Consider the following 12,631-nt stretch of genomic DNA (forward strand, 5'->3'; position numbering starts at 1 on the left):
CCCGGTCCCATTCCGAACCCGGAAGCTAAGACCCACAGCGCCGATGGTACTGCACCCGGGAGGGTGTGGGAGAGTAGGTCACCGCCGGACACACATTGGTCGAGGCCCCAACCACACGGTTGGGGCCTCCCACATTTAAACCCACACCCTCTCTCACATCCCGCAACGAATCAAACAACCCTCCCGCACATCCCGCACCCAGCCGGGCAACCCTCCCGCACATCTGTTGCCCTTCAGGGCAGTCCCAGCCATGTGAAGATGGCCACGATGCGGTCCCTGGCGTTCGGTTCGTAAGCCGCCGAGGGCGTGCTCCCCTAGAATTGATGGAGATGTACGGACTTCGAAGCGCTTGATTTCGGGTTGCGTAGGAAAACGAAACACGGATACGAGCGGCTGCAGTTGCGCCAGTAGTCGGCTCTCAACAGGAGGAATCCACATGGCTGAGCACAACGGCGGCAACCGCAGGAATGACCGCGGGCCCTTCCGCGACAACAACAACTCCGGCGGAGAGCCGCGTGGTTTCCGCGCACGCAACACCCGCGACGGATCCGACTCCGCGGGCCGGCCCGAGCGTGGCGGCAAGCCCTTCGGTGACCGTGACCGTAAGCCGTTTGGTGACCGGCCCCGTCGGGATGAGGGTGAGCGTCGTAGCTTTGGCGGCGGCGGTGACCGCGACCGTAAGCCGTTCGGTGACCGGCCGCGCCGCGATGAAGGGGAGCGTCGTAGCTTCGGTGCGGGTGACCGTGACCGTAAGCCGTTTGGTGACCGGCCGCGCCGCGATGAAGGGGAGCGTCGTAGCTTCGGTGCGGGTGACCGTGACCGTAAGCCGTTTGGTGACCGGCCCCGTCGGGACGAGGGTGAGCGTCGCAGCTTTGGCGGCGGCGGCGAGCGTGACCGTAAGCCGTTTGGTGACCGGCCGCGCCGCGATGAGGGTGAGCGCCGCAGCTTCAGTGGCGGTGACCGCGACCGTAAGCCGTTCGGTGACCGTCCGCGCCGCGAAGACGGCGACCGCCGCACCTTCGGTGCAGGGGAGAACCGGAAGCCTTTCGGCGACCGGCAGGACCGCGGACCCCGCAACTTCGACCGTTCCGCCGATCGTTCAGCTGACAGGGGCCCGGACCGTGGTTTCAGCCGCGGCCCCGCACGCGACGGTGACGGCCGGGACAACCGCTACTCCCGAGACAACACCCGTGACTCGGGCCCCCGCGGTTACGGCCGCCAGGAGGACCGCCCCGCACGGGTCCCCAACGTGCGTGACCTCCGCAGCGCCAACCGGCCGGACCGCGAGCGTTCGCCGGAAATCGATGAGGACGTCACCGGCAAGGAACTGGACCGCGCCACGCAGCATCAGATCAAGACACTCGAGGCGAAGAGTGCCGAATGGGTTGCCCGCCACCTGGTGATGGCCGGCCGCCTGATCGATGAAGAGCCTGAACTGGCCTTCCAGCACGCACTGGCCGCAAGCCGCCGTGGCGGCAGGCTCGCAGCCGTCCGCGAAGCCGTGGGCCTCACTGCCTACGCTGCCGGGCACTACGGTGAGGCGTTGCGGGAGTTCCGCACCTACCGGCGGATCAGCGGCTCCAACGTCCACCTCCCGGTGATGGCGGACTGCGAACGCGGCCTGGGCCGGCCCGACCGTGCGCTGGACGTGGCACGCTCGGAGGAAGCCCAGGACCTGGACGCGCCCGGCAAGGTCGAGCTCGCCATCGTGGCAGCCGGTGCCCGCACCGACCTGGGACAGCTGGACGCAGCGGTCGCCGAGCTGGAAATACCGCAGCTCGACATCAACCGGGCCTTCTCCTACAGCCCCCGCCTCTTCCGTGCCTACGGTGACGCCCTCGCCGCTGTGGGCCGCGAAACTGAGGCCGACAAGTGGAAGAAGCAGGCCGTCGTCGCCGAAAACGCGCTGGGCCAAGGCATCGACGAGGAACCCGACATCATCGACCTCGGTTGGGACGAGGAAGAGGAAGCACGGGAGGAAGCGGAACGTCGCCGGCTGCTGGCAGGTGCCAACAAGACGGCGGACACCCAGGCTGCGGCCCCCGCTGACGCAGAAGCAACGGACGACGCCGGCACTTCGGTAATTGCCGAAGCTTCCAGTGCCGCTTCACCGGCCGACGTCCAGGACGACAACATCGACGACGCCGAAGCCGACTTCTTCGTCTCCGATGACGCGGAGTCGGACCAGGATTCGGCGGAAGAGGACGAAGACCAGGACGACGCCTCCAACGCTGACCGCAACGAGGACTGAAAGATGGCGGACGTCCCCCTGATTGCCCGCTTCGACGCCCTGCTCGCGGACCTGGACGGCGTCGTTTACGCCGGCCCGCACGCCATCGCGGGTGCTGTGGGGTCCCTGCAGCAACTGTCAGGACTGGGCATCGGCCTGGGCTACGTGACCAACAACGCCTCGCGCTCTCCGGCGCAGGTGGCGGCACATCTGCGTGAGTTGGGCGCCCCGGCGGAGGACCAGCAGGTGGTCAGTTCCTCCCAGGCTGCTGCGGAGCTGCTGGCATCGCTGCTGGCGCCCGGCGCCCGCGTCCTCATCACCGGCAGCGCAGCGCTGGCGCGCGAAATAGAACTGGTGGGACTTTTGCCGGTCCACAGCCAGGATGAACAGCCGGTGGCCGTCGTCCAGGGCTTCAACCCTGAGCTCGGTTGGAAGGACCTGGCCGAGGCAGCCTATGTGGTCTCCGCCGGTGCCCTCTGGGTTGCCACCAACACGGACATGTCCATCCCGCAGGCCCGCGGGATTGCCCCCGGCAACGGAACACTGGTGGCTGCGGTCGCCGCCGCGACGGGGCAGCAGCCCAGGGTTGCCGGTAAGCCGGAAGCCCCGCTGTTCCACGCTGCCGCTAAACGCCTCGGGGCAGAACGCCCGCTGGTGGTGGGGGACAGGCTGGACACGGACATCCTGGGCGGTAACAATGCGGGCTTTGCCACCGTAGCGGTCCTGACCGGCGTCGACACCCGTGAGAGTATCCTCGCGGCCCGGGCGGCTGAACGCCCGGCCTACATCATCGAAAACCTGCCTGACCTGTACCGGCCGTACCCCGAGGTGACGCATGAGGACGGCACCTATTCCTGCGGTGATGCAACGGCCAGGGTCGCCAACGGCGCCGTCGGCATCATCGGCCGGCAGGATGACCTGAATGCCTGGCGCGCTGCCTGCGCTGCCTGGTGGGCAGCGACGCCGGACGCCACTGCGCCACACGCGCCCAAGCTGGCGTGGCTTGATCATTAGACTGGTTGGATGACTGAGCTGACCGAACCTGAAGATTCCGCAGCAGCCCAGCCGTCCCGGGAGTGGCCCGCAGCGGAGCGCGCCGGGCTTTCGGCCGGAGCAGGAGTGACAGACCAGGTGGTGGCCGAAGCCATCAAGCGACTGGAGGCAGTGCCGCATCTGCCGGTGGCGGACCAGGAAGCAGCGTATAACGAGCTTCACGACGACCTTCTGGCAGCCCTCAACGCGGACCCTGCCGACCCAGCCGATTCAACCGGCCCGGCCGGCACCGTCGCGGACGGCGGCGCCTGATGCCGCTCCGGCTCGACCAGGCACTGGTGGCCCGGGGCCTGGCCCGGTCACGGACCCACGCTGCAGCGCTGATCGCCGAAGGCAGGGTCAGCTCGGCCGGACAGATCCTGGCCAAGGCCTCCCTGCAGGTTGATGAGGCCAGGGACCTTTCCGTTCAGCACGACGATCAGGACACGTACGCCAGCCGGGCAGGACATAAACTGGCCGGCGCCCTTGACGCCTTCCCCGGGGTCTCTGCCGAAGGCAAGCGCTGCCTCGACGCCGGCGCGTCCACCGGAGGTTTCACCGACGTCCTCCTGAGGCGCGGCGCCGCGCACGTGGTGGCGGTCGACGTCGGACACGGCCAGTTGGTGGCCCGGCTGCGGGAAGATCCCCGCGTGGAAGTCCACGAGGGCCTGAACGTCCGCTACATGACGTCCGGGGACATCGGGGGCCCGGCGGAACTTACCGTGGCCGACCTCTCCTTCATTTCGCTGACGCTCGTGGTCCAGCCACTGGCCGACTGCACCCTGCCCGGCGGTGACCTGGTCCTGATGGTCAAGCCCCAGTTCGAAATCGGCAAGGACCGGCTGGGCCGTACGGGCGTAGTGACGTCGGAGCGGGAGCGCCGGCTGGCCGTTGAAAAGGTGGCCGGGGCGGCGTTCGATGCCGGACTGGACCTGTGCGGACTGGCGGCCAGTCCGCTTCCCGGCCAGGACGGAAACGTTGAATACTTCCTGTGGATAAGACGCAGGATGAGCCGGGACCTGCCTAAGATCGAAGAGCGGGAGGCAGCTGTGTCTGCTCTGCTTGGACGAATCTGGCCGAACCACTAGAGAGCGGAACCGAATGAGCAGGCGTGTATTGGTCCTTGCCCACACCGGCCGCGAGGAATCGCTGAAGGCTGCCTGGGAGGCGTGTGCCCTCCTGCATGCCTCCGGAATCGTGCCCGTGATGCAGGAGTCGGAGCTCCAGGACATGGAGCGGTTTTTTGGACACCTCGCGCAGCCGGTGGAGATCCTGCATGACCACGTCCGGCTTCCCGACGTGGAGCTGGTCATGGTGCTCGGAGGTGACGGCACCATCCTGCGCGCAGCGGAACTGGTCCGCGAGGTGGACGTCCCGCTCCTGGGCGTGAACCTTGGCCACGTGGGGTTCCTGGCCGAAAGCGAGCGGGCTGACCTTGCCCAGACGGTCGAATGGATCGCCAGCCGCGAGTACACGGTGGAAGAACGAATGACCATCGACGTCCAGGTGTGGGTGCGCGGCCAAAAGATCTGGCACACCTGGGCGCTGAACGAGGCAGCCATCGAGAAGGCCAACCGGGAACGGATGATCGAGGTGGTCACCGAGGTGGACGAGCGTCCGCTGACCTCCTTCGGCTCGGACGGCATCGTACTGGCCACGCCGACCGGTTCCACGGCCTACGCCTTCTCCGCCGGCGGCCCGGTGGTGTGGCCCGAGGTCGAGGCCCTGGTGATCGTCCCGATAAGCGCGCATGCCCTTTTCGCCAAGCCCCTGGTGGTCTCACCACGGTCAAAGCTGGCCGTGGAAGTCCTGGGCCGCACCGATGCGCAGGGCGTGCTCTGGTGCGACGGGCGCCGGTCGGTGGACCTGCCGCCGGGCTCCCGGGTGGAAGTCACCAAATCCGCCACACCCGTACGGCTGGCACGCACGCACCAGACGCCCTTCTCGGCCCGGCTGGTGCGCAAATTCGAACTCCCCATCCACGGCTGGCGCGGGCCAGTGCCTAAGGCCGAGGCCATTACCACCGGCCCCATCCCTGTGGTCCGGACCCCGCGCCCCATGCCCCCGCTGCAGGCCACCCACCCGGACGCAGACACCGACCCGTCAACCGCGAAGTGAACCAATGCTTGAAGAACTGAGAATCCGCGACCTGGGCGTCATCACCGACGCAACCCTTCCGCTGGGACCCGGGCTCAGCGTGGTAACCGGCGAAACGGGTGCCGGCAAGACCATGGTGGTTACCGCCGTCGGACTCCTGCTCGGGGCCCGTGCAGACGCCGGCGCCGTGCGCAGCGGAGCCAAGAGCGCCAGTGCCGAGGCGGTCGTAAAGCTCGAGGCGGGCCACCCCGCCGTCGTACGCGCCCTGGAGGCGGGAGCCGAGGCGGAGGAGTACGACGGCGCCGCGGAGCTGATCCTCGCCCGTCGCCTCGGTGCCGACGGACGCAGCCGGGCTTTCCTGGGCGGCCGCGCCGCGCCGGTGGGCGCCCTGGCGGAGGTGGGCGAATCGCTGGTGGTGGTTCACGGCCAGTCGGACCAGATCCGCCTCAAGGGGGCGGTGGCCCAGCGGGGTGCCCTGGACAAGTTCGCCGGGGACGCGCTGGCCGGGCACCTGGCTGCCTACCAGGAGCTGTACGCCGCCTGGAAGGCAAACCAGGCGGAACTGGACACGTTGCGCAGCGAAGCCCGGGACCGCCTTCGTGAGGCAGAGTCCCTTCAGGCGGCCTTGGCCGAAATCGACGAGGTTGATCCGCAGCCCGGCGAGGACGAACTCCTGAAGGCCGAAGCCGTGAAGCTGGCCAACGTGGAGGAGCTCCGGATCGCGGCGAGCACCGCCCATCAGGCCCTCATCGCCGAGGATTTCGGCGAGGCGGAGGACGCCACCACCCTCATCGACGCTGCCAAGCGCACCCTGGAGCACGTGGCGGAGCACGACGCCGAACTCGGTGCCGCTGCCACACGCCTCGCCGAGGTGGGCTTCCTGCTCAACGACATCGCCACCGAGCTGGCCAGCTACCAGGCCGGACTTGACACCGAAGGCCCGGAGCGGCTGGCCGAGATCGAGGACCGCCGTGCCGCGCTGGCCAAGCTGGTCCGGAAATACGCGCCGAGCATTGATGAAGTGCTGGAATGGGCGGAGACCAGCCGTGCCCGGTTCGACGAACTGCAGGATGATTCCAGCCGGATCGAGGCCCTGGAAGCGGAAGTGGTCCGGGCGGAAGCCGAGCTGAAAAAGCAGGCGGCGGCCATCAGCAAAATCCGGACGAAAGCCGCGAAGGACCTCTCCTCCCGGGTCAGCGCCGAGCTGACCGCCTTGGCCATGGCGGATGCCACGCTCGTGATCAACCTCGAACCGACGGGCCAGCTGGGCCCGCATGGCGCGGACGACATCGGATTCCTGCTGCAGCCGCATGCCGGGGCCCCCGCCAGGCCGCTGGGCAAGGGGGCGTCCGGCGGTGAACTTTCCCGCGTGATGCTGGCCATCGAAGTGGTGCTGGCAGCCGTGGACCCTGTGCCCACTTTTGTCTTCGATGAGGTCGATGCGGGCGTAGGCGGCCGGGCCGCCGTCGAAATCGGCCGGAGACTGGCCATGCTGGCGCGCCACGTGCAGGTGCTGGTGGTCACCCACCTTCCCCAGGTGGCGGCGTTCGCGGACCAGCACATCACCGTCACCAAGACATCTGTCCGGGGGGCCGACGGCGGCACTGCCACCGGGTTCACCTCCAGTGATGTGCGCCTCCTCGACGGGCCCGAACGGGTCCGGGAACTGGCCCGCATGCTCGCCGGCCAGGAGGACTCGGAGTCGGCGCGGGCACACGCGCAGGAACTGCTGGACGACGCAAAACTCCTGCCACAGCGCGCCTGACCGGCCCGAACGCGGGTCCGCCGGTATACGGATCGGCGAGCCCGCCGGGCGGGCGGCCCTTGCCCAACGCACGCCGGGCCTGCAGACTTGGACGTTTGGGGGAACAGTGTCCCCGTCCGTGGAAGGCTCATTTGATGATAGGCTCGAATTCCGTGGTGCAGCGATCAAATTCCCGTGTAAATTCCCGGTTCCCGGGCTCGTCCAAGACGACCAAGCACATCTTCGTAACCGGTGGTGTGGCGTCCTCGCTCGGTAAGGGGCTGACGGCTTCGAGCCTCGGCCACCTCCTGCGGGCGCGTGGCCTGTCTGTAACTATGCAGAAGCTCGATCCCTACCTCAACGTGGATCCCGGCACGATGAACCCCTTCCAGCACGGCGAAGTCTTCGTCACCGACGACGGCGCCGAGACCGACCTGGACATCGGACACTACGAACGCTTCCTGGACGAGAACCTCGAAGGCTCGGCCAACGTGACCACCGGCCAGGTGTACTCCACCGTGATCGCCAAGGAACGCCGCGGCGAGTACCTCGGGGACACTGTCCAGGTCATTCCGCACATTACCGATGAGATCAAGCGCCGCATGCGCCTGCCCGCCGAGGGCAAGAACGCCCCGGACGTCATCATCACCGAAATCGGCGGCACCGTGGGCGACATCGAGTCCCAGCCGTTTCTTGAGTCCGCCCGCCAGGTCCGCCAGGACATCGGCCGGACCAACGTGTTCTTCCTCCACGTTTCACTGGTGCCCTACATCGGCCCGTCCCAGGAGCTGAAGACCAAGCCCACGCAGCACTCCGTGGCCGCGCTGCGCTCCATCGGCATCCAGCCCGAGGCCATCGTCATCCGTTCGGACCGTGAGGTACCCGACGCCATGCGCGAAAAGATCGGCCGCATGTGCGATGTAGACATCGACGCCGTGGTCAACGCCGCGGACGCGCCCAGCATCTACGACATCCCCAAGACCCTGCACACCCAGGGCCTGGATTCTTACATCGTGCGGGCCCTGGACCTCCCGTTCAAGGACGTGGACTGGACCAGCTGGGACCGGCTGCTGGAAGCAGTGCACAACCCCAAGCACCACGTGGAAATCGCGCTGGTGGGCAAGTACATCGACCTGCCCGATGCCTACCTTTCGGTCACCGAAGCGCTGCGCGCCGGTGGTTTTGCCAACGAGGCCAAGGTCAAGATCCGGTGGGTGCCCTCCGACGAATGCGAGACCCGCGAAGGCGCCATCAAGGCCCTGGACGGCGTGGACGCCATCTGCGTGCCCGGCGGCTTCGGCATCCGCGGCCTGGAAGGCAAGCTGGGCGCCCTCAAATTCGCCCGCGAAACCAAGCTTCCGGTCCTGGGCCTGTGCCTTGGCCTGCAGTGCATGGTCATCGAATACGCCCGCAACGTGGTTGGCCTGGAAGGTGCTTCCTCCAGCGAATTCGAGCCGGACTCCAAGTACCCCGTAATCGCCACGATGGAAGAGCAGCTGGAATTCGTCGAAGGCGGCGGAGACCTGGGCGGCACCATGCGCCTGGGCCTTTACGAAGCCAAACTGGATGAAGGCTCCGTCATCGCCGAAACCTACGGCAAGACCACAGTGAGCGAACGCCACCGCCACCGCTATGAGGTCAACAACAAGTACCGCGACCAGATCGCCGCCCAGGGCCTGGTCTTCTCCGGCACGTCGCCGGACGGCAAGCTCGTGGAGTTCGTTGAGTTGCCCGCCGACGTCCACCCGTACTACGTGGCCACCCAGGCCCACCCCGAACTGAGCTCCCGGCCCACCAGGCCGCACCCGCTCTTCGCCGGCCTGGTCAAGGCCGCCCTGGACCACCAGAACGGCACCGCCACGGCGGCCGCCGGCGCATCCGGAGCCAAGGCATCGGGTAGCGTAGCGGCTAAGTAACGCACAACAGAAGAAGGACGGCGCGATGCCCGGTACACCTGAAACCAATCCTGCTGGAGGCCACGTTTCGGATGCACCGAGCACGCGCCGTCTTTTGTCTACCGAGAAGGTTTACGACGGCCGGATCTGGGATGTCGTCAGCGACACCTTCCAGCTGCAGGACTCCGGCCACGCCCTGACCCGCGACTACATCGACCACCCTGGCGCTGTGGCTGTCCTGCCCATGAACCAGGACGGGGAGATCCTGCTGCTGAAGCAGTACCGGCACCCGGTAGGAATGGACCTGTGGGAGATCCCGGCAGGCTTGCTGGACGTCGAGGGCGAGGATTTCGTAACCGGCGCGGCCCGGGAACTCGCCGAGGAAGCGGACCTCGCCGCAGGCACCTGGAACGTCCTGGTCGACTTCTTCAACTCGCCGGGCTCGTCCAGTGAGGCCATCCGGATCTACCTGGCCCGCGACCTGACGGAGATTCCGCACCACGAGCGCCACGATCGCACGGATGAAGAAGCGGAGATCGAATTCCACTGGATCAGCCTGGACGATGCCCTCGCCGGCGTCTTGGCGGGCCGCCTGCACAACCCGAGTGCCGTCGTCGGAATTCTTGCGGCCGCCGCGGCCCGTGCTGACGGCTACGCCGGGCTCCGCCCCGCGGACGCCCCCTGGCCCGAACACCCCAGCCAGCGCTGATGGCCCCCTCGGCTGAAGCCGCAGAAGTCCGCGCCGCGGCACCACCCAACGCCATCGAGCGGGCCATCACCGATTACCTTCAGCACATGGGCGTCGAACGCGGCCTCGCCGCGAACACGCTGGCGGCCTACCGCCGCGACCTGGCCCGCTACGCCCGCTACCTCGCCGCTGCAGGCTGCTCCCGACCCGCGGACATCACCCGCCGGCATGTCACCGGCTACGTCCAGGCCCTTTCCGACGGGTCCGACGGCGGCTCCGTCCTGGGCGTGCGGTCCGCGGCCAGGACGGTGGTCGCGGTCCGCGGCCTGCATAAGTTTTGGGCGCTCGAAGGGCACACCCCGGCGGACCCCGCCAGTGAAGTGCACCCGCCCATGGCCGGCAAACGGCTGCCCAAGGCGATCAGCGTCAATGAGGTCACCCGGATCCTGGAGGCGGCCGGAACCGACACGGCCACAGGCCTAAGGGACCGCGCGCTGCTTGAATTCCTATACTCCACCGGTGCCCGGATCAGCGAGGCGGTGGGCCTGGACGTGGACGACATTTCCCTGCCGGAGAAGGATTCATCGGATGCTGGCCCCGCCATTGTGCGCCTGTTCGGCAAGGGCTCCAAGGAGCGGCTGGTCCCGCTGGGTTCCTACGGGGCCCGGGCCCTTGACGCGTACCTGGTCCGGGGCCGGCCGCTGCTCGCCGCCAAGGGCAAAGGCACTCCCGCGCTCTTCCTGAATGCCCGCGGCGGCCGGATCAGCCGGCAGAGCGCGTGGACCATCCTGAAGGCGGCCGCGGAGAAGGCCAACATCACCCGGGACGTTTCGCCCCACACCCTGCGGCACTCATTCGCCACTCATCTCCTGGAAGGCGGCGCCGATGTCCGCGTGGTCCAGGAACTGCTGGGCCACGCATCCGTCACCACCACCCAGGTGTACACGCTGGTTACCGCGGATACGCTCCGTGAGGTCTACGCGGCTGCGCACCCGCGGGCCCTCGGATGAGCGCCGCCGTCACCCTCTGCTTCCTGGTCCGGGACGGGCGCGCTGGCCGGGAAGTCCTGCTCGGTCTGAAGAAGACGGGTTTTGGGCGGGGCAAGATCGTTGGCCTGGGAGGGCATGTGGAGCCCGGCGAGACGGACGCGGAGGCCGCCTGCCGAGAGGTCTACGAGGAGTCGGGGGTGCTGGTCCGGCAGGAAGACCTCCGCGACGCCGGACTGGTGGTCTTCGATTTTCCGGCCCGGCCTGAGTGGAATATGAGCACTCGGCTGTTCGTCGCTGCGCGGTGGTCCGGCGAACCGGTCGAAACCGCCGAAATCCTCCCCGAGTGGTTCGGAACAGCCGCACTGCCCGTCGAGCGTATGTGGCAGGATGCGGCCCACTGGCTCCCGCTGGCCCTGGACGGAACCGTCCTCCGGCTGACCGTGGTCATGGACGACGACAACGAAAGCGTGCGGGAAGTCCTGGACTACACGTCCCGCTGAAAACGACCGCCCCAGGAACTGTAACCGTCCGGGCCTGGCCGGAAACTATACGCTTACATGCAGGTGGGCCACACGAAGTCAGGGGGACCGTGCTTTCCGAGCGCGAGTTGGACGGCGCGGGACCCACCGAAGTTTCCTGGCTCCTGACCGTTACCCGCAACCTTATCGGTAACGCGTACCGGGCACGTGACCGGCACCGGGCGCTGCATGAAAGGCTCAGCCTCACGCCTGTCGCCTCCCCGGCAGGGGAGGGCGACAGCGACATCACAGTCGTGGAAGATGCCATGGCGGCGCTGCGTGAAAAGGATCGCGACATCCTGCAGTTGGCCTACTGGGATGAGCTCACCATCTCGGAGATCGCCCAGGTCCTGAAATGCACGCAATCGACTGCAAAAGTGAGGCTGCATCGGGCAAGGGAAGCATTCCGCAAACTCGTCCCGACTCTTTGCGGCCACTTCGACCAGAAAGTCGGTGCCTAGCCATGGACCCCATCAGGAACCTCGTCGCCGGAGCCGACCCGCTGGGGCATGGCCCCGCCACCCCGGATCCCGAACAGGCCCTCAGCGCAATGCTTTCGCGTCCCGATATTTTCGCCGACCGGCTGTCCGCGGACATTCCCACCCTCGCGGAGCGGAGAAGGGCCCGCGCCCGCGTGCTCGCCGCCGTGACCCTGGCTGCCGCCGCCGTGGCGGCTGGCATCCTGGTCGCCACCAGCCTTGAACCCATTGCCGCCCCCGCACCAGCCAGCGAGCCCGTGGCAACCCAGTCTGCTTCCGCCATTGCCAGTACCAGTGCCGCGCCGACACCCACGCCGGCCGGCTGGGAACGGTACTCGAACCAGTCCGCCGGCGTCGCCTTCGACCTGCCCCCCGGCTGGGCGGTCATCGAGCACAGCGTGGACGGCGCTGCGCCGTCCGTCCGTCTCGACGTACAGAATGAACGGGGGGCGAAAGTTGCCTCGCTGATTCACGCGCAGCCGGGCGGTCTCGGCGGTGCCTGCGGGCCGGAAGCGGTTCCCCTGCTCACCCTTGATTCGGCGCCGGTAACCGTTCCCTACCGTGCCGCCGAGGGCGCGGCAGCGCCGGAGTTCAGCTATCGGGTACTGGACGGAACGGGAAGCGGCCTTGGGGTGAACGGCTCCGTAGGCCTCTCCCAGCCGGACCAGCAGGCTTCGGCGGCATGCATGTACTACAACACGGTGTCCTCGCCGGTTGGGACGCTGTCCTTCGCCTCGCAGTTCCAGGTGAATCTGGGGGGCGAGGGTATGGTGTTCGCCTCGGTTGCCGAAGCGAAGGCCTACATGGCGACCGGTGAATACGCCCGGCTCAAGCGCATGATGGTATCCCTCGATCTGGACCTGTAGACAAGTGCGGCGGGGGGGGCCCCCCCCCCCCCCCCCCCCCCCCCCCCGGGGGAGCACCAACACCCGCGCCGGGGCCCCGGGGGGGTGGGCGAA

Annotated in this window: 12 protein-coding genes and 1 rRNA gene; all 13 read left to right on the forward strand. The window is 67.8% G+C overall.

Annotated features, from left to right (window positions below; genetic code table 11):
• Positions 1-90 (forward strand): 5S ribosomal RNA (gene rrf, locus ACIQC0_RS15690); the annotation flags it as partial.
• 346 nt (positions 91-436) lie between these two features.
• A complete protein-coding gene (locus ACIQC0_RS15695; protein ID WP_400536330.1) occupies positions 437-2,251 on the forward strand; it encodes a hypothetical protein in 1,815 nt (604 codons plus the stop codon).
• 3 nt (positions 2,252-2,254) lie between these two features.
• Complete coding sequence (locus ACIQC0_RS15700; RefSeq protein ID WP_400536332.1) at positions 2,255-3,244, forward strand: HAD-IIA family hydrolase; 990 nt, start codon at positions 2,255-2,257, stop codon at positions 3,242-3,244.
• A gap of 9 nt (positions 3,245-3,253) precedes the next feature.
• Positions 3,254-3,535, forward strand: a complete 282-nt coding sequence (locus tag ACIQC0_RS15705) for a hypothetical protein (RefSeq protein ID WP_377216986.1) — start codon at positions 3,254-3,256, stop codon at positions 3,533-3,535.
• A complete protein-coding gene (locus ACIQC0_RS15710) occupies positions 3,535-4,350 on the forward strand; it encodes a TlyA family RNA methyltransferase (protein ID WP_377216987.1) in 816 nt (271 codons plus the stop codon). Before ACIQC0_RS15705 ends, ACIQC0_RS15710 begins: the two co-directional genes overlap by 1 nt.
• 13 nt (positions 4,351-4,363) lie before the next feature.
• Entirely contained in the window at positions 4,364-5,380 is a 1,017-nt protein-coding gene (locus tag ACIQC0_RS15715; RefSeq protein WP_377216988.1) for an NAD kinase, read from the forward strand.
• A gap of 4 nt (positions 5,381-5,384) precedes the next feature.
• On the forward strand, positions 5,385-7,124 hold the full coding sequence (gene recN / locus ACIQC0_RS15720; protein WP_400536335.1) for a DNA repair protein RecN: 1,740 nt from the start codon (positions 5,385-5,387) through the stop codon (positions 7,122-7,124).
• A 134-nt stretch (positions 7,125-7,258) separates the two neighbouring features.
• Complete coding sequence (locus ACIQC0_RS15725; RefSeq protein ID WP_377216990.1) at positions 7,259-9,019, forward strand: CTP synthase; 1,761 nt, start codon at positions 7,259-7,261, stop codon at positions 9,017-9,019.
• Between the two features lie 25 nt (positions 9,020-9,044).
• Positions 9,045-9,707 carry an NUDIX domain-containing protein gene (locus tag ACIQC0_RS15730; RefSeq protein ID WP_400536338.1) on the forward strand — a complete coding sequence of 221 codons (663 nt, stop codon included), beginning with the start codon at positions 9,045-9,047 and terminating at the stop codon, positions 9,705-9,707.
• Complete coding sequence (gene xerD, locus ACIQC0_RS15735) at positions 9,707-10,696, forward strand: site-specific tyrosine recombinase XerD (RefSeq protein ID WP_377216992.1); 990 nt, start codon at positions 9,707-9,709, stop codon at positions 10,694-10,696. The genes ACIQC0_RS15730 and xerD overlap by 1 nt, the downstream gene beginning before the upstream one ends.
• Positions 10,693-11,175 carry an 8-oxo-dGTP diphosphatase gene (locus tag ACIQC0_RS15740; protein ID WP_400536340.1) on the forward strand — a complete coding sequence of 161 codons (483 nt, stop codon included), beginning with the start codon at positions 10,693-10,695 and terminating at the stop codon, positions 11,173-11,175. Before xerD ends, ACIQC0_RS15740 begins: the two co-directional genes overlap by 4 nt.
• A gap of 89 nt (positions 11,176-11,264) precedes the next feature.
• Positions 11,265-11,654: an RNA polymerase sigma factor gene (locus tag ACIQC0_RS15745; RefSeq protein WP_400536342.1), complete on the forward strand. Its 390-nt coding sequence runs from the start codon at positions 11,265-11,267 to the stop codon at positions 11,652-11,654.
• A 2-nt stretch (positions 11,655-11,656) separates the two neighbouring features.
• On the forward strand, positions 11,657-12,538 hold the full coding sequence (locus ACIQC0_RS15750; protein ID WP_400536344.1) for a hypothetical protein: 882 nt from the start codon (positions 11,657-11,659) through the stop codon (positions 12,536-12,538).
• Positions 12,539-12,631 lie beyond the last annotated feature (93 nt).

The organism is Pseudarthrobacter sp. NPDC092419 (assembly GCF_044755045.1).
GTDB lineage: Bacteria > Actinomycetota > Actinomycetes > Actinomycetales > Micrococcaceae > Arthrobacter.

What these genes read in the sequence shown, in the direction of transcription:
- ACIQC0_RS15715 (WP_377216988.1), top strand. Translation starts at nt 4,364, where the DNA reads ATGAGCAGGCGTGTATTGGTCCTTGCCCACACCGGCCGCGAGGAATCG.
- ACIQC0_RS15710 (WP_377216987.1), top strand. Translation starts at nt 3,535, where the DNA reads ATGCCGCTCCGGCTCGACCAGGCACTGGTGGCCCGGGGCCTGGCCCGG.
- ACIQC0_RS15740 (WP_400536340.1), top strand. Translation starts at nt 10,693, where the DNA reads ATGAGCGCCGCCGTCACCCTCTGCTTCCTGGTCCGGGACGGGCGCGCT.
- recN (WP_400536335.1), top strand. Translation starts at nt 5,385, where the DNA reads ATGCTTGAAGAACTGAGAATCCGCGACCTGGGCGTCATCACCGACGCA.
- ACIQC0_RS15750 (WP_400536344.1), top strand. Translation starts at nt 11,657, where the DNA reads ATGGACCCCATCAGGAACCTCGTCGCCGGAGCCGACCCGCTGGGGCAT.
- ACIQC0_RS15695 (WP_400536330.1), top strand. Translation starts at nt 437, where the DNA reads ATGGCTGAGCACAACGGCGGCAACCGCAGGAATGACCGCGGGCCCTTC.
- ACIQC0_RS15725 (WP_377216990.1), top strand. Translation starts at nt 7,259, where the DNA reads ATGATAGGCTCGAATTCCGTGGTGCAGCGATCAAATTCCCGTGTAAAT.
- ACIQC0_RS15700 (WP_400536332.1), top strand. Translation starts at nt 2,255, where the DNA reads ATGGCGGACGTCCCCCTGATTGCCCGCTTCGACGCCCTGCTCGCGGAC.
- ACIQC0_RS15705 (WP_377216986.1), top strand. Translation starts at nt 3,254, where the DNA reads ATGACTGAGCTGACCGAACCTGAAGATTCCGCAGCAGCCCAGCCGTCC.
- xerD (WP_377216992.1), top strand. Translation starts at nt 9,707, where the DNA reads ATGGCCCCCTCGGCTGAAGCCGCAGAAGTCCGCGCCGCGGCACCACCC.
- ACIQC0_RS15730 (WP_400536338.1), top strand. Translation starts at nt 9,045, where the DNA reads ATGCCCGGTACACCTGAAACCAATCCTGCTGGAGGCCACGTTTCGGAT.